Source organism: Streptomyces paromomycinus, from assembly GCF_003865155.1.
Taxonomy (GTDB): Bacteria; Actinomycetota; Actinomycetes; order Streptomycetales; family Streptomycetaceae; genus Streptomyces; species Streptomyces chrestomyceticus.
Genome location: NZ_BHZD01000001.1, coordinates 6,100,524 through 6,121,231 on the forward strand (window position 1 = coordinate 6,100,524; position 20,708 = coordinate 6,121,231).

Genomic DNA, 20,708 nt, shown 5'->3' on the forward strand with positions numbered 1-20,708 from the left:
ACGTACCGTACGGCGGAGCGGAACAGCCGGGACACCGGGGAAGGGGCAGCTGGGTTGACCACGCACGCACCGCAGGCTTCGCAATCGGTGACGTTGCCGGCCTCGCTCGACGAGGCCGTGGCGGCGCTCGCCGCCATGCCCGCCGCCGTGCCCGTCGCGGGCGGTACGGACCTGATGGCCGCCGTCAACTCCGGGCTGCTGCGGCCCGCGGGACTGGTGGGCCTCGGCCGGATCAGCGAGATCCGCGGCTGGCAGTACCAGGACGGCCACGCCCTGCTCGGCGCGGGCCTGACCCTCGCCCGGATGGGACGCCCCGACTTCGCAGCCCTCATCCCGGGCCTGGCCGCCGCCGCCCGCGCCGCGGGCCCCCCGCAGGTACGCAACGCGGGCACCCTCGGCGGCAACATCGTCACCTCCGCGCCCACCGGCGACACCCTGCCGGTGCTCGCCGCCCTCGAAGCGAACCTCGTCGTCGCCGGCCCCGGCGGCGCCCGCCGCGAGATCCCCGTCAGCCACCTGCTGGCCGGCCGCGAGATGCTGCGCCCCGGCGAACTCGTCGGCTACGTACGGGTGCCGCTGCTGCACGCCCCGCAGACCTTCCTGAAGGCCACCGGCCGCACCGGCCCCGGCCGCGCCACCGCCTCCGTCGCGCTCGTCCTGGACCCGGCCCGGCGCGGCGTGCGCTGCGCGGTCGGCGCGGTGGCCGCCATGCCGCTGCGGCCCCTGGAGGCCGAGCAGTGGGTGGCCTCCATCATCGACTGGGACGGCGAACGCAAGCTGGTGCCCGAGGCGCTGGCCGCCTTCGGCGACTACGTGGCCGCCGCCTGCATCCCGGACCCGCCACCGCCGCAGGACGGCACGGAACCGCAGACCCTGCCGCCCGCCGCACTGCACCTGCGCCGTACGGTGGCGGCCCTGGCCCGCCGAGCACTTGGGAGGGCGCTCTCGTGAGCGACGCCGACCGCCCCGACCGTAACGACCGGCGCAACAGCCCCGAGGACACCCAGCCGCTGCGCGTGGTGCGGCCGCAGGACCGCCAGCGCTGGGAACCGCTGCCCCAGGGCAACGAGTACGAGTCGGAGGCCACCGCCTTCGTCCAGCTCCCGGACGGCTTCACCAGCGGCCCCTACCCGGGCGGTTACGGCTACCAGGGCTACCCGGACCCGCACGGCACCGGCACCCCGGACGCCCACGGCGTACCCGGCACCGGCGACCACGGCGGCTACGCCGCCGACCCGCTCGCCGCGCCCGGCCACGGCTACACCCCGCCGTCCTCCTTCGCCCCGCCCACCCCGGGCGCGACGACCGACCCGTCGGCCACCGGCCAGTGGACGCTGCCGTTCGCGGACGCCCCGGCCACCGACCTGCCCGCCCACGGGATGACGGACGGCGGCCCGCACACCGGAGCGCCGGGCGGCCACTACACCGACGGCACGGACGGCTCCTCGCACGCCCTCTGGCCGGCGGCGGGCACCGACGGGTCCAGCGGCACCACGGGCCAGTGGGCGATCCCGACCGCCCCGGACGAGGTGCTGGAGGAGTCCGGCGAGTACCTCCTGGGCGACGACCGTACGCACCCGGCCTCCGGGTACGGCACCGCGTACGGCCCCTACGACCACGGGCACGGCCACGGCCACGCCCCCGTGGACCCGGCGGCGACCGGCCAGTGGCACTTCACCACCGGCCAGCACACCACCGACCAGCACATCGGCGCCGGCCACCTGCCGTCGTACGGCCAGCAGCCGCACCGCCCCGCCGACCAGGTGACACCCGGTTACGACCCCGGTCACCACGTACCCGCGTCCGGCGACAGCGCGGGCGGCACGTTGGGCGGCGCGGGCAACTGGTCGCTGCCCGCCGACGCACTGGCGCAGTGGCCGCCGCGTGCGGAGCCGGTGGATGAGCCGCGCGATGTGTCTCCGGCCGAGCCGCAGGATGTTCCTCCGGCCGAGCCGCAGGACGAGGCGGAGCAGGGGCCGGAGCTGGAGCAGGTAACGGAACCCGAGCCGGTGTCGGACCCCGAGCCGGAGGCTGGGGGAGACGTCGGCCAGGCTGCTCGGGAGCCCGGGTCCGGGCCGATCGCGCTCGGCCCGGTTGCCGCTGATGCTTCCGAACCGCCCGTGGACGAGAGCGGGACGCCTGCTGCCGGGACTCGTACGGACGCGGGGGCTCGTACGGACGCGGGGTCCCTTACGGACGCAGGGTCCCTTACGGACGCCGGGGCTCGTACGGACGAGGCCACCGGCGAAGCCCCCGTGGACGCCACCGTCGAAGCCGGCGCCGAGCCCGGTGCCTCCCCGGCGGCCGACACCCGTACCGCCACGGACGCGTCTCCGGCCGCCGACGTCCAGCCCGCCGCCCCCGAGGCGCCCGGGCCGGAGGAGGCTGCCGACGGCGGGCCCGCCGAGGCCACGACCCCTGAGACCGCGACCCCTGAGACCGCGACCCCTGAGACCGCGACCCCTGAGACCGCGACCCCTGAGACCGGGGCCGTGACCGAAACTGGAACCGAGCCCGGAACCGTTCCCGAGCCTGTGCCCGGAGCCCAGCCTGTGCCCGGAGCCGTCCCCGACCTCGGAACCGTGCCTGTGCCCGGAACCGAGCCTGTGCCCGGAACCGAGCCCGAGTCCGAAACCGCCCCCGGCACCGACGCCGAGGCTCCGTCGGCCTTGCCCGCCCAGGCCGAGCCCGTCGGCCAAGCCGCCCCGGACGCCTCGATGGCTGCCCCCGACGCCCCGACGGCCGCTTCCGACGCCCCGGTGGCCGCCCCCGCCGAGCCCGCCCCCGCCGAGCCCACGGAACCGGCCCTACCGCCCACCGTCCCGGCCCCCGTCACCACCCCCGCGGCCGAAGAACTGCCCGCAGCACCGGAACCCGCCCCCGGAGCCACCCCGCCCCCGGCCGACGACACGGCCGATTCCGCTTCCCAGGCCCCGGACCCCCTCGCCCTCCCCCACGACGAACACCCCCACACCTCCTACGTCCTCTCCGTCAACGGCACCGACCGCCCCGTCACCGACGCCTGGATCGGCGAATCGCTGCTGTACGTACTGCGCGAGCGCCTCGGCCTCGCCGGGGCCAAGGACGGCTGCTCGCAGGGAGAGTGCGGCGCCTGCTCCGTGCAGGTCGACGGGCGCCTCGTCGCCTCCTGCCTGGTGCCCGCCGCGACGACAGCGGGCAGCGAGGTCCGTACGGTCGAGGGGCTCGCGCAGAACGGCGCACCCTCCGACGTGCAGTGCGCCCTCGCCAACTCCGGTGCCGTGCAGTGCGGCTTCTGCATCCCCGGCATGGCGATGACCGTCCACGACCTGCTGGAGGGCAACCACGCCCCCACCGAGCTGGAGACCCGCCAGGCCCTCTGCGGCAACCTGTGCCGCTGCTCGGGCTACCGCGGCGTGCTCGATGCGGTCAACGAGGTCGTACGCGGCCGTGCCGACGCCGCGGCGGCCGCGGAGGAGGCCGCGGCCGCCGCCCCGGAGGAGGCCGGCCCCGCCGCCACCCCCCGCATCCCGCACCAGGCGGGCCCCGCCGACCCGCAGGGCCCCGCTTCCCACGGCCACCACCCCCACGGGCCGCACCCCCACGGCCCGGGCGCTGATCCGCAGTCCGGAGGCTCCGTATGACCGGCACATCCGAGGGCGCCGGTGCCGTCACCGCGGCGCCCGCCGCGGGCGACCGTTCCGGCGGGCCCGCCGACCCGCCGCCGCACGGCCTCGGCGTCTCCCTCCCGTCGGCGGACGCGCCCGCCAAGACGGAAGGCGTCTTCCCGTACGCCTCCGACCTGTGGGCCGAGGGCCTGCTGTGGGCCGCCGTCCTGCGCTCCCCGTACCCCAGCGCCCGCATCCTCTCCATCGACACCAAGCAGGCCGTGGAGATGCCGGGCGTACGGGCCGTCGTCACGCACGCGGACGTGCCGGGCGACGCCGGACACGGCCGGGGCGTCCCCGACCGGCCGGTCTTCGCGCACGACGTGGTCCGCCACCACGGCGAGCCGATCGCCGCCGTCGCCGCCGACCACCCCGACACGGCCCGGCTGGCGGCCGCGGCCATCGCCGTCGAGTACGACGTCCTGGAGCCGGTCACCGACCCCCAACTGGCCTTCGAGGCCGAGCCGCTGCACCCGGACGGCAACCTGATCCGGCACATCCCGCTGCACTTCGGCGACCCCGAGGTGGTGGGCGAGACCATCGTCGAGGGCCTGTACCGCATCGGCCGCCAGGACCCGGCCCCGATCGGCGCCGAAGCGGGGCTCGCGGTGCCGCGCCCGGACGGCGGCGTGGAGATCTACACCGCCTCCACCGACCCGCACGCCGACCGCGACCTGGCTGCCGCCTGCTTCGGGCTGGCGCCGGAACGGGTCCGTATCGTCGTTACGGGCGTGCCCGGCGCCACCGCGGACCGCGAAGACCCGGGAATGCAGCTCTCCCTCGGACTGCTCGCACTGCGCACCGGCTGCCCCGTCAAACTGGCCGCCACCCGCGAGGAGTCCTTCCTCGGCCACGCCCACCGCCACCCCACCTTGCTCCGCTACCGCCACCACGCGGACACCGAGGGCAAGCTGGTCAAGGTCGAGGCGCAGATCCTGATGGACGCCGGCGCGTACGCGGACACCTCCGCCGAAGCGCTGGCGGCCGCCGTCTCCTTCGCCTGCGGCCCGTACGTCGTCCCGCACGCCTTCATCGAGGGCTGGGCCGTCCGCACCAACAACCCTCCCTCCGGCCATCTGCGCGGCGAGGGCGCGATGCAGGTCTGCGCCGCATACGAGGGGCAGATGGACAAGCTGGCCGCCAAGCTCGGTATGGACCCGGCCGAGATCCGGCTGCGCAACGTCCTGGCCACCGGCGACCTGCTGCCCACCGGCCAGACCGTCACCTGCCCCGCGCCGGTCGCCGAACTGCTGCGCGCCGTCAAGGACGAGCCGCTGCCCGAACTCCCCAAGGACACCCCGGAGGAGGACTGGCTGCTGCCCGGCGGCCTGGAGGGCGCGGGCGAGCCGTCCGCGGTGCGCCGCGGCGTCGGCTACGCGCTCGGCATGGTCCACATGCTCGGCGCGGAGGGCGCCGACGAGGTGTCCACCGCCACGGTCAAGGTCAGCGGCTCGGTCGCCACCGTGCTGTGCGCCGCGGTCGAGACCGGCTCCGGCTTCTCCACCCTGGCCCGCCAGATCGTCCAGGAGACCCTGGGCATCGAAGAGGTGCACGTTGCGGGCGTCGACACCGACCAGCCGTCCGCCGGGCGCGCCTGCCACGGCCGCCACACCTGGGTCTCCGGCGGCGCCGTCGAACGCGCCGCCAAGATGGTGCGTACGCAGCTCCTCCAGCCCCTGGCCCACAAGTTCGGCATGTCCACCGAACTTCTCCAGATCAACGACGGCAAGATCACCTCGTACGACGGCGTCCTCAGCACCACCGTCGCCGAAGCCCTCGACGGCAAGGAACTGTGGGCCACGGCGCAGTGCCGCCCGCACCCCACCGAGCCCCTCGACGAGAGCGGCCAGGGCGACGCCTTCGTCGGCCTCGCCTTCTGCGCCATCCGCTGCGTCGCGGACGTCGACATCGAACTCGGCACCATCCGCGTCGTCGAGATGACCGTCGCCCAAGACGTCGGCCGGGTCCTCAACCCGCGCCAGCTTCGCGCCCGCATCGAGGCCGGCGTCACCCAGGGCCTCGGCGCGGCCCTGATGGAGAACCTGCGCACCACCCGCGGCCAGATCCGCCACCCCGACCTGACCGGCTACGCGATGCCCACGGCCCTCGACGCCCCCGACATCCGCATCGTCAAACTCGTCGAGGAACGCGACGTGGTCGCCCCCTTCGGCGCCAAACCGGCCAGCGCCGTCCCGGTCGTCACCTCCCCGGCAGCCGTGGCCTCCGCCGTACGCGCCGCCACGGGCCGCCCGATAGGCCGCTTGCCGATCCGGCCACAGGCGGCGGTGGCGCAGCAGCAGTAGGCGGCGTACGTGGAACGGCGTCTCTGGTGTCAGTGCGTGAGATTCCAGTCCGGCCCGCGCGGGGAGTCCAGCCAGACGCGTTGGGCGTCCGCGTCGATCGTGACTCCGTACCGTTCGGGGCCGGGCCCGCCTGCGCTGAGGAATGTGCCGTACGCCCCGTGGATGGCGGCGGGGGAGGTCTGCCCGTTGACGACGGTGACTTGCCGGCTACGCGGGTCGCCATGCGGAACTGTCTGCGAGGGCATGAGAAAGGCGGGGCAGCCGATGTCGCCCCGCCTTTCTTTGCGTCGTCAGACGGTTCCGTCCTTCACGGCACTGATGAAGTGGGACCACGCGTCGGTACTGAAGGCGAGGTGGGCCCGGTCCGGCGCTTTGGAGTCCCGGACGGGAACGTTGGGACACCCGTCCATCACCTCTAGGCAGTGCCCACCGTCACCATTACTCCAACTGCTCTTGCGCCAACCGCCCGTTGGACGGCTTATCTGCGACTGCTCCATGGTATTCCTTCGCGACAGATTCAAGGACGTTCAGGGATCGCTGAGGCGGTAGGGATAGGGCCCGTGCCTGTTCGTACGCTCGCATGTACTTGTCCACGGTGTCCGGGCTTTCCACCAGATCACCTGAGTAGGCGCTCTCCAGGTACGCGACCGGTGGCGACGCTTCGAACTCCATGAGCGTCAACATGCTTCCCATCAACGCATGAGAACCCTCTTTAGCTTCGAGCACCTGAAGGGTGAGGCGTCGGCGGCGTCCCAACCCGACGAGTTTCAGGAGCTGTTCATACATGGTACGGCCACAGCCAACCGAGGTGAAAAGCGCTGTTTCGTGGAGGATTACCCGGAGGCGTGGTTTATGTGGGCATTTGAGAATGGACGCTCGCTCCATCCTGAGATCCACTGCTGCGGTCACTGCCTCCTCGGACTTCTCCGGGTCTGCGTCCTCGACGACGGCCGTCGCGTAGTCCCGTGTCTGAAGGAGTCCGGGGACCAGGGCGCTCGCGTACTCAGCGATCACCAGGGCTTGCTGTGCGAGCGTGGCTGCCTGGACGTAGTAGTCGGCCAGCTGCGCCCGCCTCTCGACCTCCGTCGCCATGCGAGTGAGGACGCCATCGGTACCCAGTTCCTGATCCAGCCGCTTGCACAGAGGGAGGCGAGCGCGCCTGACGCCTCCCTCTATCTGCGACAGATACGCCGCTGAGATATTTACTCGAGCGCTGAGTTCAGTCTGCTTCAGCCCCGCCTGCTCACGCTGATACACCAGCTCATTACGCAGGATTTCGTACGTTACGTGCATCTTTGAGGCCCCTCTAGCAGGCTGGATTGCTAACCCCCTCAGCGACCCAGATTTTCCCACCGCAGAGCGCCGGCCGGTACCCCAACGCGTTACCCAAATGGGCTAGTTCGGTGCTACGCATGTGACGCCTGTGGTGGAGGGGCAGGTCAGCTAGCAATTGGCATTGCCAACGCTGAGGGTCTTCATAGCGGTTGCGCCACCCATGAATGTGGATGCTGTCGGAATGCACGAGGGAAGGACGTCGGATGCAGATGACATACCGCGAAGGCTGCTGGGTTTTCGATAGGAACAGCAGCCGAGTTGGCAAAGTCCTCCGGGACGGGGAGGGCCCCAACCGGGTCCTGCTCTTGAGTCGGAGCGGGGTGGCCTGGCAGGCGATTATCGAGGATCTATGGCTGGCCACCCCGGCTGAGCGTGCCGTCTCCGGCGACGGCCGGATCGAAGGCGCAGTGTGATCCCCATGTCTGGCGGATACCTGAGTCCACCTGTCTTCTTGACCGATCCGTTCGGCAGCTTGGACCCGGCCCCCGTACCGGGCTGCTCCACCTGCGAGCGGAAAGACGCGAAGCGCCGGAAAGCTCTCAACGAAGGGTTCGCGGCTGAGGCGGCTGTCATCGCCGTGGAGTTCAGCCGTCATCTCGTAGGCCACCGAAGGCCAAGTGAAGGAAGTGCGAGTCCGTGATCTTGAACAGTCGGATATCGCGGCCACACGTGAAGGCCGACAGTGACCTGTTCGACTACTCGGCTATGGCCGCAGTCGTGCCCCCGTATGGATTGCGAGGCATGATCGTTCTCCCGCGCGACGCCATCAAGTCATGCGAGGAACCGTGCTTGGTCTGCGTTCAGGCAGGCCGTCAGTAAACCCCGTTCCTGGTCGTCCGCGGTCCTTACGGACAGCTCGGAAAAGGTCCGGGCAGGACTGCAGTGCTCCCGCGCTGGATGGTCGTAGCTCTCGATCGCCCGGGCCTGGCACGGCCGGGTACCGGGCCGCCTTGTGCGGTTCTAGAACGCGTAGGTCTCGGGCCGGGTGAGTCGGGCCCTCCTGTGCGGCATGATCGCGCGCCCGGGTGGGGGATCGGTGCGTAAGTCCCACTCCGGGAATCAACTTACGCAGCGCTCCTGTGGGGCGCTTCCCACAGGAGCGACACCAGCGAAATTTCTGGTCAGAGGCCGTGACAGGATTCGAACCTGCGTAACCGGATTTGCAGTCCGGTCCCTGAACCGCTCGGGCACACGGCCGTGATGAGGCGATGCACCGAGATTAGGCCGCGGGCCCGGGGGTGGGGCAAGGGATTCGGGCGGGCTGGCATGTGGTTGCAATGCGGTGTTCATGAGTCCGGTCGGCCGGCTGGATTCAGGGGTGTGGTGGCGTCGCTCAGGGCGTGTGCAGGAACTCCTCCACCGCCTGGCGGAAGCGGGCCGGTTCGTCGACCCAGGGGTAGTGGCCCGCCTCGGGCAGACGGTGGGTCCGGCCGTCGGGGAAGGAAGCGGCGACCAGTTCGCCCGCCCGTACGCCCGCCACCGCGTCCCGGCCGCCGGTCATGACCAGGACCGGGCACGTCACCTCGCGCAGGCCCGCCAGCAGTGTCTGGCGGGCCGGTTCGTCCACGCCCTGCCAGAACGCGGCGCGTGGCACTGGGTGCAGTTGTTCGGCTTCGGCGGCTGCGTGCGTTTGCTGGGGGGCTTCCCAGCGGCCGTAGGCGAGCGGGGCGGCGCTCAGGAGCAGGGCGTGTGCCTCGGCCGGGGTGGGGGATTCGGCCAGGCGCCGCAGCGCGGCTGATGCCTCCGGCCACCATGGTTCGTTCGAGCGGGAGGTGATGATGTCCCGTGTGTCGTCGGGGAATTCGCCTTGGAGGTGGGGGCTGGGGGCGATCAGGAGCAGGCGGGTGAGGCGCGTCGGGTAGGCGGCCGCGTACGCCTGCGCGGTTGCCGTCGCGGCGTCGTGGGCGAGCAGCGCGAAGCGGTCCAGGCCGAGGTGGGCGCGGAGTGCCTCCAGGTCTTCGGCCAGGTGCGGGAAGGCGTAGCGGGACGGGTCGGCGGCGGGCGGGGAGGCGCCCGTGCCGCGGCTGTCGGGGATCAGCAGCTGCCGTTGCTCCGCCAGACCGGCCAGGTCGCCCAGGTACGCGGCGTCCCGGCCGGGGCCGCCCGCCAGGCACACCAGGGGCGGCAGCCCGGAATCGTCCGGGCCGAGTGCGCGGTGGTGCAGGACGGTGGCGTCGTAGCTGGTGAAGTGGGGCATGGGGGCAAGCCTGCCGTACGGGGGAAGAGGGTGGGAGAGCCGAGGGCGGGGCGAGGGCGGGGGTGGCCCGGCGCCCTAGTTCCAACGGCGGACAAGATCCCCGCCCCGCGACAGGGGCGCAGGCCCGTGACGCCTCTTACGCTGACCGCATGACTGCCGTGGACCCGCGTGATGCTGCCGAAGTGCCCCCGCCCGCAAGCGTCGTGGCGGCCGCGCCGCCCGTCGCGGGCCCCGTGCCCCCGCCGCCCGCCGAAGGCGTCCTCGGCCGTACGTACCGGGCGCTCACCCTCGGCATCATCTCCGTCGTCTCGCTCATCGCCTTCGAGGCGAGTGCCGTGAACACCGCGATGCCGGCGGTCGGGCAGGCACTGGACGGGATCGAGCTGTACGCGTTCGCCTTCTCCGCCTACTTCACGGCGAGCCTGTTCGCGATGGCCCTGTCGGGGGAGTGGTGCGACCGGGGCGGGCCGCTCGCGCCGCTGTTCACCGGTATCGCCACGTTCGGCGCGGGGCTGGTGGTCGCGGGGGCGGCACAGGAGATGTGGCTGTTCGTGGTGGGGCGTGGGGTGCAGGGGCTCGGGGGCGGGCTGGTGATCGTCGCGCTGTACGTGGTGGTGAGCCGCGCCTATCCGGAGGCGCTGCGGCCGTCCGTCCTCGCGTCGTTCTCGGCGGCCTGGGTGCTGCCGGTGATCGTCGGGCCGCTCGTCGCCGGGACGGTCACCGAGCATCTGGGCTGGCGCTGGGTGTTTCTGTCCATACCTGTACTGGTTCTGCTGCCGGTGACGGTCATGCTTCCCGCGCTGCGCAAGCTGCCGCCCCGGAAGGGGGACGAGGGGATGGACCGGCGCCGCATTCTGCTGGCCCTGGCAGTGGCGGCGGGTGCCGGGCTGCTTCAGTACGCGGCGCAGCGGCGGGACTGGGTGGCTCTGGTGCCTGCGGCGGTCGGGCTCGTACTGCTGGTGCCGGCCATTGTCCGGCTGTTGCCCAGGGGGACGTTCCGGGCCGCGCGCGGTCTGCCGTCCGTCGTACTGATCCGTGGCCTGGCAGCCGGCTCGCTGGTCGCCGCCGAGAGTTTCATCCCGCTGATGCTCGTCACGGAGCGCGGTCTGTCGACCACGCTGGCCGGGCTGTCGCTGACCGGCGGCGGTCTCACCTGGGCCCTGGGCTCGTACACCCAGAGCCGGCCGCGCCTGGAGCCGTACCGGGAGCGGATCATGGGGATCGGGCTGCTGCTGATCACGGTGGCGATCCTGGTCGTGCCGCTGGTGCTGTTCGGCGGGGTGCCGGTCTGGATCGTGGCGGTCGCGTGGGTGGTGGCCGGGTTCGGGATGGGGCTGAACATTTCGAGCGGGAGTGTGCTGCTGCTGAAGCTGTCCCCGCCGGAGGACGCGGGCAGCAATTCGGCCTCGCTCCAGGTCTCCGACGCCCTCGGCAACATCACCTTCGTCGGGCTGAGCGGCCTGCTGTTCAGCGCCTTCGGCGGCGCCTCGGTCGACACGTGCGGCACGCCGGACGTGACCAACGCCGCATCCGGGCAGCCCGCCGCCTTCGCCGCGGTCTTCGTCACCATGGCGGCGGTCGCCCTCGTCGGATCGTGGGTGGCCACACGCCTGAAGCCCGCGGAAAAGGGTCTCGGGGCGGCCCCGGCCGGTGGCGGGAAGACGGCACCGGTGCCCGGCCCGCGAACGCCGTCCGCTCCCGCGGAGCGTTAGGCTGACGCGGTTGCCGATCGCCGAGCCAGTCGACGGAGACCGTGACTACCACCACCAGCGCCACCAACAACCACCACCTGTCCCCGGCCTTCCCCGGACGGGCCCCCTGGGGTACCGCGAACAAGCTGCGCGCCTGGCAGCAGAACGCGATGGACAAGTACATCCAGACGCAGCCGCGCGACTTCCTCGCGGTCGCGACCCCCGGCGCGGGCAAGACCACCTTCGCGCTCACCCTCGCCTCCTGGCTGCTGCACCACCACGTCGTGCAGCAGGTGACCGTGGTCGCCCCCACCGAGCACCTGAAGAAGCAGTGGGCGGAGGCCGCCGCCCGGATAGGCATCAAGCTGGACCCGGAGTACAGCGCGGGTCCGCTCGGCAAGGAGTACCACGGCATCGCGATCACGTACGCGGGTGTCGGCGTACGTCCGATGCTGCACCGCAACCGCATCGAGCAGCGCAAGACGCTGGTCATCCTCGACGAGATCCACCACGCCGGCGACTCCAAGTCGTGGGGCGAGGCGTGCCTGGAGGCGTTCGAGCCGGCCACCCGCCGGCTCGCGCTGACCGGTACGCCGTTCCGCTCCGACACCAACCCGATCCCCTTCGTGACGTACGAGGAGGGCGACGACGGCATCCGGCGCAGCTCCGCCGACTACACGTACGGCTACGGCAACGCGCTCGGCGACGGCGTCGTCCGCCCGGTGATCTTCCTGTCGTACAGCGGCAGCATGCGCTGGCGCACCAAGGCCGGCGACGAGATCGCGGCGAAGCTCGGCGAACCGATGACCAAGGACGCGGTCTCCCAGGCCTGGCGCACCGCGCTGGACCCGCGCGGCGACTGGATGCCCAAGGTCCTCAAGGCCGCCGACCAGCGGCTGACCGAGGTCCGCAAGGCGATACCGGACGCCGGCGCGCTGGTGATCGCCTCCGACCAGGAGCAGGCCCGCGCGTACGCCAAGCTGATCCGCGAGATCACCGGCGAGGGCGCCACCCTGGTGCTGTCCGACGACAGCGGCGCCTCGCAGCGCATCGACGACTTCGCGCACTCCGACGACCGGTGGATGGTCGCGGTCCGGATGGTGTCCGAAGGCGTCGACGTGCCGCGGCTCGCGGTCGGCGTGTACGCGACGACGATCTCCACCCCGCTGTTCTTCGCGCAGGCGGTGGGCCGCTTCGTACGGTCCCGCAAGCGCGGCGAGACCGCGTCCGTCTTCCTGCCCACGGTGCCCTCGCTGCTCGGCTTCGCCAACGAGATGGAGGTCGAGCGCGACCACGTCCTGGACAAGCCGAAGAAGGACGGCGAGGAAGATCCGTATGCCGAGTCCGAGAAGGAGATGGACGAGGCGAACAAGCAGCAGGACGAGGACACGGGGGAGCAGGAGCAGTTCTCCTTCGAGGCGCTGGAGTCCGAGGCGGTCTTCGACCGGGTGCTCTACGACGGCGCCGAATTCGGCATGCAGGCGCACGCGGGCAGCGAGGAGGAGCAGGACTACCTCGGCATCCCCGGACTGCTGGAGCCGGACCAGGTGCAGATGCTGCTCCAGAAGCGGCAGGCCCGGCAGATAGCGCACAGCAAGAAGAAGCCGGACTCCGAGGCCGACCTGCTGGAGATGCCCGCCGAGCGGCGCCCGGTGGTCACGCACAAGGAGCTGCTGGAGCTGCGCAAGCAGCTGAACACGCTGGTCGGCGCGTACGTCCACCAGAGCGGCAAGCCGCACGGCGTGATCCACACCGAACTGCGCCGGGTGTGCGGCGGCCCGCCGAGCGCGGAGGCCACGGCCGGGCAGCTCAACGAGCGGATCAAGAAGGTGCGGGAGTGGGCCACGCGCATGAAGTGACGTGCGGGTGAGACGGCCCCACGCGTGAGGCGAGGCTGCGGCCCGCGGTCCGGACGGTGTCCCGGGGCGCGGGCCGCGGCCGTACGGGGGCGCGCGCCCGTGTCCGTACCGCTCCGTGTTGTACCCCAGACCGAAAGGCCGGTGTGCGCCGCCATCCGGTCACAACCTGCGGATGTTCAGGGATAAAGCGGTCACGGAAGACCGGATTCTGGACGGACTCTTCCGCTGACCGGACCGGCTCGCTACTGTCCCGGTCACGCACACGCCCCGTGGCAGCGCCGCCGCGGAGCGCAGCCGGTGCCATGCGGCCGGCGGCCTCTTTGCGCGCGCTGCCCCGGGACCGGCAGCGCACCCCGCGGACGAGCCGCCACTCACCCGAGGAGGGGGCGTCGTGACCGCGGAGACCTCCCAGACGCTCGACCGGGGACTACGTGTCCTCAAATTGCTCGCCGACACCGACCACGGCCTGACCGTCACCGAGCTGTCCACCAAGCTGGGGGTCAACCGGACCGTGGTCTACCGTCTGCTCGCCACCCTGGAGCAGCACGCCCTGGTACGCCGTGACATCGGCGGCCGGGCCCGGGTCGGCCTGGGCGTGCTGCGCCTGGGCCGCCAGGTGCACCCGCTGGTGCGGGAGGCGGCGCTGCCCGCCCTGCGCGCCCTGGCCGAGGACATCGGCGCCACCGCCCACCTGACGCTCGTGGACGGTACGGAAGCGCTGGCCGTCGCCGTCGTCGAGCCGTCCTGGACCGACTACCACGTCGCCTACCGCGCGGGCTTCCGGCATCCGCTGGACCGGGGCGCGGCCGGGCGGGCGATCCTCAAGGCCCGACAGGGCCGCATCGAGGACGCCGGACTGGCCCTGACGCACGGCGAGTTGGAGGCGGGTGCGAGCGGTGCCGCGGCTCCGCTGCTCGGGGTGAGCGGTATCGAGGGCAGCGTCGGAGTCGTGATGCTCGCCGACACGGTGCCCGAGCGGGTCGGGCCCCGGGTGGTCGAGGCGGCCCGTGAGGTGTCCGAAGCGCTGCGGTGAGGGTCCGGGGCGGTGAGGGTCCGGGGCGGTGAGGGTCCGGGGCGGTGACGGCCCGGGCCGGGGACGCCGAGGGCGCGCGTACCCCGCCCCGCCCCGTGGTGAGAGGCCTGGCCGCCAGGTCATCTAGGGTGGCGGGGTGTCTTCTCGCACTCGCGCCCTCGGGATCTGCGCCGCCCTGGTCATCGCGCTCCTCGCCACGGTGGCCTTCGCGCCGCTGCCGTTCTCGGTCGCCTTCCCCGGCGACACGGCGGACGTGCTCGGCAAGCACAAGGGCAAACAGGTGATCACGATCAGCGGGGCGCCGACCCGCGAGACCAGCGGACAGCTGCGGATGGCGGCGATCGTGGCGACCGGCCCGGACGCGCCGGTCCGGCTGCCGGACATCGTCAAGGGCTGGTTCCGTACGGACCAGGCCGTGATGCCCGTCGAGTCGGTCTACCCGGTCGGCGACACGGCGGAGAAGGCCGTGGAGCACAACCTGAAGGACATGCGCTCCTCCCAGGACGTCGCCACCCGCGCCGCCCTGAACTACCTGCACAAGAGCGACAAGGACGTCCAGGTCAAGCTGGACCTGGGCACGATCGGCGGCCCCAGCGCGGGCCTGCTGTTCTCGCTGGGCATCATCGACAAGCTGGCCGGGGACGGCGCGGGCGGCGACCTGACCGGCGGGAAGAAGATCGCGGGCACCGGCACGATCACCGCGGACGGCGAGGTCGGAGCGGTCGGCGGGGTCGCGCTGAAGACGCAGGCCGCGGGCCGGGACGGCGCCACGGTCTTCCTCGTACCGAAGTCGGAGTGCCGGGACGCGCAGGCCGAGAAGCCGGAGGGACTGCGGCTGGTTCCGATCACCACGCTGTCCGGCACCGTGGACGCGCTCAAGGCGCTGAAGTCCGGCGGCGAGGTCCCCAGCTGCTGAGGACGCGTACCCGCTGAGGGGCCCGCCCCTCAGCCCCCCTCCTCGATGAACCCCTTCTCGATCAACCACTCCTTGGCGACCTCGTGCGGGTCCTGCCCGTCCACGTCCACCTTCGCGTTCAGGTTCTGCGCGACGGCGTTGTCCAGCGCCGCGGTGATCGGCCCGAGGATGTCGGCGATCTGCGGATACTTCTTCATCGTCGCCGCGTTCATCTCGGGCGCCGCGTTGTAGTTCGGGAAGAAGTGCCGGTCGTCCTTGACGGTCTTCAGGCCCATCGCCTTGATCCGGCCGTCGGTCGTGTAGACCTCGCCGAAGGTGCAGGCGCGGCCCTCCGCCACCTGCGTGTAGACGACACCGCTGGTCATCTTCTTGATGTTGCCGGGCGGGATGCGCATGCCGTACGCCTTGGCCATGCCCGGCAGGCCGTCGTTACGGGCCGAGAACTCGGCCTCCGCGCACAGGGTGACCGCGCTCGGGTCCTTGCGGGACAGCGCGGCGACGTCCGACAGGGTCTCGACGCCCAGCCGTTTGTCCTGCTCGGCGTTGAGCGCCAGCGCGTAGGTGTTGTTGAGCTTCGACTGCGGCAGCCACTCCAGGCCGTTGGCGCGGTCGCCGTCGCGTACCGCCTCCCACTGCTTCTGCGGGTCCACTATGGGGCGTTCGTGGCCGAGGTAGGTGATCCAGCCGGTGCCGGTGTACTCGTACATCCCGTCCGCCGTACCGGACTTGACCGCCTCCCGGGCGCCGATCGAGCCCTGGATGTTGGTCTTGTCGACGACCGTGGCGCCGGCGGCCTTGAAGGCCAGGCCCATGAGCTGGCCCAGGATGATGTTCTCGGTGAACTCCTTGGACGTCACGGTCAGTTCGGCGCCCTTGAGCGGCTGCCCCCGGCCGATCGTGCCGGGCCGCACGTCGTCGCTCATCGGGCTGCCGCTGACCAGCCCGCAGCCGCTCAGCGCGGCCGCGCCCAGCAGCAGGCAGGCAGTGGCGGCCGGTACGGTCCGGCGGAGCCGGGGCCGGAGCCGGCGCGGTCCTGCGGTCATGATTCCCCCACCTCCAGCCCTCGCGGGCGCAGCAGCAGTTCCACGAGCGACGCCAGCCAGTCGACCAGCAGCGCCAGCACCACCGTCAGGACGGAGCCGAGCACCAGCACCGGCATCCGCTGGGTGATGATGCCCGCCGAGATCAGGTCGCCGAGCCCGCCGCCACCGCCGAAGGTGGCCAGCGTGGCGGTGCCGACGTTCAGGACGAGCGCGTTGCGTACGCCCGCCAGGATCAGCGGTACGGCCAGCGGCAGTTCGACCTTGACCAGCACCCCGGCCGCGGACATGCCGATGCCGCGGGCGGCCTCGGTCAGTGTCGGGTCGATGGCCTTCAGGCCCGCGACGGTGTTGGCCAGTACCGGCAGTACGGCATAGATGACCATGCCGATGACGGCCGCCTCGGGACCGATGCCGATCCAGATGACCAGCAGCACCAGCAGGCCCAGGGCGGGCACCGCCTGCCCGAGGTTGGCCACCGCCACCGCGAAGGGTGCGGCCCGGCGCAGCCTGGCGCGGGTCAGCGCGATGCCCAGGGGGATGGCGATGATCAGTACGAAGAAGGTCGACACGGCGGTCAGCTGGATGTGCTGGCGCAGCGCCAGCCCCACCTTGCCGTCGTCCACCGCCTGGTGCCCGATCGAGTCCAGTTCGACGCCGCGGAACCACAGCCAGGTGGCGAGCAGCACCGCCGCCAGCACGGCGGGCAGCGTGACCACCTTCTTCCAGGTGATCCGCCGCGGCGGCCGGGTGACCGGCGGTGCGGGCTCCGGCTCCGCCGTCAGCACCGGCCCGCGCTCCCCGGCCGCCGCCTCGTCGCGGAAGGTCACCCCGCGTACCTCGTGCTCGCCCGGCGGCCGTTCGCCCCTCGGCGGCCGGCGCCGGTCCCGGGGGCTCACGCCTTGACCCCGTGCGCGCCGCCCGCCGGGTCCACGCCCTCCTGGGCCAGCCGCGTCTGCCGCGCGCGCTGCTCCTCCAGTGCGTGCCGGTGCTCGACGGCGTCCAGCCGGTCCTCTTCCAGCAGTTCGTGGACGTTGTTCATCAGCGTCTCCATGTCGACGACGCCGATGTACTCGCCGCGCCGCCCGGTCACCGCGACCCGGCCCGCGTTGTCGGTGAGGACCGCCTCCAGCGCGTCGCGCAGGGTCGCGTCGCGGGTGACCGTGTCGTGCACGAGCGTGCCCGCGCGGGCCAGCGAGCCCTTGGCGCGCATCAGATCGCCGCGGCGCAGCCACTTGTAGGGGCGCCGGTGCCGGTCCAGCAGCAGGATCTCGTTGGTGGCGCCGGAGCGCAGCAGGTCGAAGATGGACTGGAGCGGGTCGTCCATCGACGCGGTGGGGAAGTCGACGACGCCGACGTCCCGTACGCGGGTGAGGTTGAGGCGTTTGAGGGCCGCGCCCGCCCCGACGAAGCCGGAGACGAAGTCGTCGGCGGGGTTGGTGAGGATGGCCTCGGGCGTGTCGAACTGCGCGATGTGCGACTGCTCGCGCAGCACCGCGATGCGGTCGCCCAGCTTGATCGCCTCGTCGAAGTCGTGGGTGACGAAGACGATGGTCTTGCGCAGTTCGTGCTGGAGCCGGATCAGCTCGTCCTGGAGGTGGTCGCGGGTGATCGGGTCGACCGCGCCGAACGGCTCGTCCATGAGCAGGACGGGCGGGTCGGCGGCCAGCGCCCGCGCCACGCCGACCCGCTGCTGCTGCCCGCCGGACAGCTGTCTCGGGTAGCGGCCGTGGAACTCGCGCGGGTCCAGGCCGACCAGGTCGAGCATCTCCTCGACACGGCTGCTCACCTTCGCCTTCGGCCAGCCGGTCATCTTGGGGACGAGCGCGATGTTCTGGGCGACGGTCATGTGCGGGAAGAGGCCGGACGACTGGATGGCGTAGCCGACCTTGCGGCGCAGCCCGACCGGGTCGATGCCGGTGACGTCCTCGTCGCCGATCATGATGCGCCCGGAGGTGGGCTCGATCAGCCGGTTGATCATCTTCAGGGTGGTGGACTTGCCGCACCCCGAGGGCCCGACGAGGATCACCGTCTCGCCCGGCTTGATGTCCATGCTCACGTTGTCGACCGCGGGCGTGGGGTTGCCCGGATAGAGCTTGCTCAGGTTCTCCAGCGCGATGCCGGCGCCGGAGGCGGTGGTGTCAGGCACGGATCCCCCTGGAGATGGTCAGACGTCCGAGGACGACGTACGCGGCGTCGAAGAGCAGGGCCAGGACGACGATGCCGAGCGTTCCGGACAGCACCTGGTTGAGCGCGTTGGCGCTGCCCAGGGAGGCGATGCCGCGGAAGATCTCGTTGCCCAGGCCGGGCCCGGAGGCATAGGCGGCGATGGCCGCGATGCCCATCAGCATCTGGGTGGAGACCCGGATGCCGGTCAGGATCGGCGGCCAGGCCAGCGGCAGCTCCACCCGCAGCAGCCGGGCCGTACGGGACATCCCTATGCCCTTGGCGGCGTCGATCAGCGCGGGGTCGACACCGCGCAGGCCGACGACGGCGTTACGTACCACCGGCAGCAGCCCGTACAGCGTCAGGGCGATGACGGTCGGCGCCACGCCGAGGCCGACGATCGGCACCAGCAGGCCGATCAGGGCCAGCGAGGGGACCGTCAGGATCGTCGCGGTGGTGGCGGTGGCCAGGTTCCCGGCCCATTCGGTGCGGTACGTGGCGATGCCCAGCAGCACGCCGAGCACGGTGGCGAGCACCATGCACTGGAAAACGGCGCTGGCGTGCTGAAACGTATCCGTCAGCAGCTGGGCGTGCCGGTTGCCGACGTACTCCCAGAAGCTCACACGCGCTCTCCTCGGTCAGTCCCCCGCGGCTTGTTTGACCAGCGGGATGATGCGCAACGGAACCGGATTTTCCATGACGATCGCGGTGGAAGCCCGCATGATGCCATCGAAACCCACAACTCGGTCGATCACCCGTTGCAGGTCGGCGTTGGAACGGGCAACGAGTCTGCACAGCATGTCCCCATGTCCGGTCGTTGTATGCAGCTCCAGCACTTCCGGTACGGACGCCAAGTGCGCCCGGACGTCGGCCCCTTGGCCCTGTTTGATCTCCAGCGTGGCGAATGCGGTGACCGGGTAGCCCAGCGCCGCCGGGTCCACGTCCGGGCCGAATCCCCGGATCACTCCGTTCGACTGAAGCCGGTCCAGACGCGCCTGCGCCGTGCCGCGCGCCACCCCGAGCCGGCGCGAGGCCTCCAGCACGCCGATGCGCGGTTCTTCGGCGAGCAGCTCCAGGAGCCTGCCGTCCAAATGATCGATCGCCACGGCCGTTGCCTCCGAATTTGATGGTCATCATGTACGAAACGTCTGGTGAATCAGGCAGTTCGCTGTACAGGTTGCCCAGTGAATGCGCAAACTATTGCGCACCTTGTGGGCCGGAGGGAGTCTGCGGGCATGACACAGACCACGGACCACACCACCCCCACCAGTGCTCGGCAGGCCGATCCCTTCCCGGTCAAGGGGATGGACGCGGTCGTCTTCGCCGTGGGCAACGCCAAGCAGGCGGCGCACTACTACGCCACCGCGTTCGGCATGAAGCGCGTCGCCTACTCCGGGCCGGAGAACGGCAGCCGCGAGACCGCCAGTTACGTGCTCGAATCCGGCGGCGCCCGCTTCGTCTTCACCTCGGTCGTCAAGCCGTCGACCGACTGGGGCCACTTCCTGGCCGACCACGTCACCGCCCACGGTGACGGCGTCATCGACCTCGCCATCGAGGTGCCGGACGCCCGCGCCGCCTACGCGTACGCCCTGGAGCACGGTGCCACCGGCATAGAGGAGCCGTACGAGACCAAGGACGAGCACGGCGTCGTCGTCCGCGCCTCCATCGCCACGTACGGCAAGACCCGGCACACCCTCGTCGAGCGCACCGACTACGACGGCCCTTACCTGCCCGGCTACGTCGCCGCCGACCCCATCGTCGAGCCCGGCAAGCGCCGCTTCCAGGCCATCGACCACTGCGTCGGCAACGTCGAGCTCGGCAAGATGGACGAGTGGGTCTCCTTCTACAACAACGTCATGGGCTTCACGAACATGAAGGAGTTCGTCGGCTCGGACATCGCCACCGAGTACAGCGCGCTGATGTCCAAGGTGGTCGCGGACGGCACCCGCAAGGTGAAGTTCCCGCTCAACGAGCCGGCCATCGCCAAGAAGAAGTCGCAGATCGACGAGTACCTGGAGTTCTACGGCGGCCCCGGCTGCCAGCACATCGCCCTGGCCACCAACGACATCGTGGAGAGCGTACGGGCCATGCGCGCGGCGGGCGTCGAGTTCCTCGACACCCCGGACTCCTACTACGACACCCTCGGCGAGTGGGCCGGCGAGACCCGCGTCCCGGTCGAGACGCTGCGTGAGCTGAAGATCCTCGTGGACCGCGACGAGGACGGCTACCTGCTGCAGATCTTCACCAAGCCCGTACAGGACCGCCCCACCGTCTTCTTCGAACTGATCGAACGCCACGGCTCGCTGGGCTTCGGCAAGGGCAACTTCAAGGCCCTCTTCGAGGCCATCGAGCGGGAGCAGGAACGGCGCGGCAACCTCTGACCCCGGCCCGCCCGGGTGTCCTCCGGACGCCACCCCCCACCCCGCGGCCTCGCCGGACACCTGACCCGGCGGGGCCGCGGCCCTTCCCGCGGGGAGCGGCACTCCCGCACCCGGGACCGCCACCCGGGTGCGGGAGGGGA

The 20,708-nt window shown here is 71.6% G+C and carries 16 protein-coding genes and 1 tRNA gene; 8 read left to right on the forward strand and 9 right to left on the reverse strand.

Annotated features, from left to right (window positions below; all coding sequences use genetic code 11):
* The first annotated feature begins 54 nt into the window (after positions 1-54).
* Genes OEIGOIKO_RS26130 through OEIGOIKO_RS26140 form a run of 3 tightly spaced genes read left to right on the forward strand, consistent with a single transcriptional unit; the run spans position 55 to position 5,950 of the window.
* Complete coding sequence (locus OEIGOIKO_RS26130; protein ID WP_031007419.1) at positions 55-951, forward strand: FAD binding domain-containing protein; 897 nt, start codon at positions 55-57, stop codon at positions 949-951.
* Complete coding sequence (locus OEIGOIKO_RS43050) at positions 948-3,623, forward strand: 2Fe-2S iron-sulfur cluster-binding protein (RefSeq protein WP_246177536.1); 2,676 nt, start codon at positions 948-950, stop codon at positions 3,621-3,623. Before OEIGOIKO_RS26130 ends, OEIGOIKO_RS43050 begins: the two co-directional genes overlap by 4 nt.
* Positions 3,620-5,950 carry a xanthine dehydrogenase family protein molybdopterin-binding subunit gene (locus tag OEIGOIKO_RS26140; protein WP_125056055.1) on the forward strand — a complete coding sequence of 777 codons (2,331 nt, stop codon included), beginning with the start codon at positions 3,620-3,622 and terminating at the stop codon, positions 5,948-5,950. The genes OEIGOIKO_RS43050 and OEIGOIKO_RS26140 overlap by 4 nt, the downstream gene beginning before the upstream one ends.
* A 290-nt stretch (positions 5,951-6,240) precedes the next feature.
* Here OEIGOIKO_RS26140 and OEIGOIKO_RS26150 read toward each other — a convergent pair whose 3' ends face one another.
* From OEIGOIKO_RS26150 to OEIGOIKO_RS26165, 4 genes are all read right to left on the reverse strand, one after another.
* Positions 6,241-6,447, reverse strand: coding sequence for a DUF397 domain-containing protein (locus tag OEIGOIKO_RS26150; protein WP_125056057.1), 207 nt, complete (start codon positions 6,445-6,447; stop codon positions 6,241-6,243).
* The gene (locus OEIGOIKO_RS26155; RefSeq protein ID WP_125056058.1) at positions 6,389-7,243 is read right to left on the reverse strand and encodes a helix-turn-helix domain-containing protein; all 855 of its coding nucleotides are present in this window, start codon (positions 7,241-7,243) and stop codon (positions 6,389-6,391) included. Before OEIGOIKO_RS26155 ends, OEIGOIKO_RS26150 begins: the two co-directional genes overlap by 59 nt.
* A gap of 1,167 nt (positions 7,244-8,410) precedes the next feature.
* Positions 8,411-8,482, reverse strand: a tRNA-Cys gene (locus OEIGOIKO_RS26160).
* Between the two features lie 136 nt (positions 8,483-8,618).
* On the reverse strand, positions 8,619-9,482 hold the full coding sequence (locus tag OEIGOIKO_RS26165) for an alpha/beta fold hydrolase (protein ID WP_125056059.1): 864 nt from the start codon (positions 9,480-9,482) through the stop codon (positions 8,619-8,621).
* 149 nt (positions 9,483-9,631) lie between these two features.
* Here OEIGOIKO_RS26165 and OEIGOIKO_RS26170 point away from each other — a divergent pair, with 149 nt between their 5' ends.
* The 4 genes from OEIGOIKO_RS26170 (at position 9,632) to OEIGOIKO_RS26185 (ending at position 14,981) form a co-directional block, all read left to right on the forward strand.
* Positions 9,632-11,194 (forward strand): MFS transporter, encoded by a 1,563-nt coding sequence (locus OEIGOIKO_RS26170; protein ID WP_246177537.1) that lies wholly within the window; start codon positions 9,632-9,634, stop codon positions 11,192-11,194.
* A 41-nt stretch (positions 11,195-11,235) separates the two neighbouring features.
* Positions 11,236-13,032, forward strand: coding sequence for a DEAD/DEAH box helicase (locus OEIGOIKO_RS26175; RefSeq protein WP_031007405.1), 1,797 nt, complete (start codon positions 11,236-11,238; stop codon positions 13,030-13,032).
* Positions 13,033-13,423: 391 nt separating this feature from the next.
* Positions 13,424-14,065: an IclR family transcriptional regulator gene (locus OEIGOIKO_RS26180; RefSeq protein WP_030025056.1), complete on the forward strand. Its 642-nt coding sequence runs from the start codon at positions 13,424-13,426 to the stop codon at positions 14,063-14,065.
* Between the two features lie 136 nt (positions 14,066-14,201).
* Positions 14,202-14,981, forward strand: a complete 780-nt coding sequence (locus OEIGOIKO_RS26185) for a S16 family serine protease (RefSeq protein WP_125056060.1) — start codon at positions 14,202-14,204, stop codon at positions 14,979-14,981.
* A gap of 29 nt (positions 14,982-15,010) precedes the next feature.
* On the opposite strand, the gene OEIGOIKO_RS26190 is transcribed toward OEIGOIKO_RS26185, so the two are convergent.
* From OEIGOIKO_RS26190 to OEIGOIKO_RS26210, 5 genes are read right to left on the reverse strand one after another with little or no spacing between them, the layout of a single operon-like run.
* Positions 15,011-16,024, reverse strand: coding sequence for a glycine betaine ABC transporter substrate-binding protein (locus OEIGOIKO_RS26190; RefSeq protein WP_125056061.1), 1,014 nt, complete (start codon positions 16,022-16,024; stop codon positions 15,011-15,013).
* Positions 16,021-16,920, reverse strand: a complete 900-nt coding sequence (locus OEIGOIKO_RS26195) for an ABC transporter permease (protein WP_125056062.1) — start codon at positions 16,918-16,920, stop codon at positions 16,021-16,023. Before OEIGOIKO_RS26195 ends, OEIGOIKO_RS26190 begins: the two co-directional genes overlap by 4 nt.
* Positions 16,917-18,170 (reverse strand): betaine/proline/choline family ABC transporter ATP-binding protein, encoded by a 1,254-nt coding sequence (locus tag OEIGOIKO_RS26200; RefSeq protein ID WP_125056063.1) that lies wholly within the window; start codon positions 18,168-18,170, stop codon positions 16,917-16,919. The genes OEIGOIKO_RS26195 and OEIGOIKO_RS26200 overlap by 4 nt, the downstream gene beginning before the upstream one ends.
* The gene (locus OEIGOIKO_RS26205; protein WP_125056064.1) at positions 18,163-18,810 is read right to left on the reverse strand and encodes an ABC transporter permease; all 648 of its coding nucleotides are present in this window, start codon (positions 18,808-18,810) and stop codon (positions 18,163-18,165) included. The genes OEIGOIKO_RS26200 and OEIGOIKO_RS26205 overlap by 8 nt, the downstream gene beginning before the upstream one ends.
* Positions 18,811-18,825: 15 nt before the next feature.
* Positions 18,826-19,293 (reverse strand): Lrp/AsnC family transcriptional regulator, encoded by a 468-nt coding sequence (locus tag OEIGOIKO_RS26210; protein WP_031007388.1) that lies wholly within the window; start codon positions 19,291-19,293, stop codon positions 18,826-18,828.
* Positions 19,294-19,422: 129 nt separating this feature from the next.
* Here OEIGOIKO_RS26210 and hppD point away from each other — a divergent pair, with 129 nt between their 5' ends.
* The gene (gene hppD / locus OEIGOIKO_RS26215; RefSeq protein ID WP_125056065.1) at positions 19,423-20,568 is read left to right on the forward strand and encodes a 4-hydroxyphenylpyruvate dioxygenase; all 1,146 of its coding nucleotides are present in this window, start codon (positions 19,423-19,425) and stop codon (positions 20,566-20,568) included.
* Positions 20,569-20,708 lie beyond the last annotated feature (140 nt).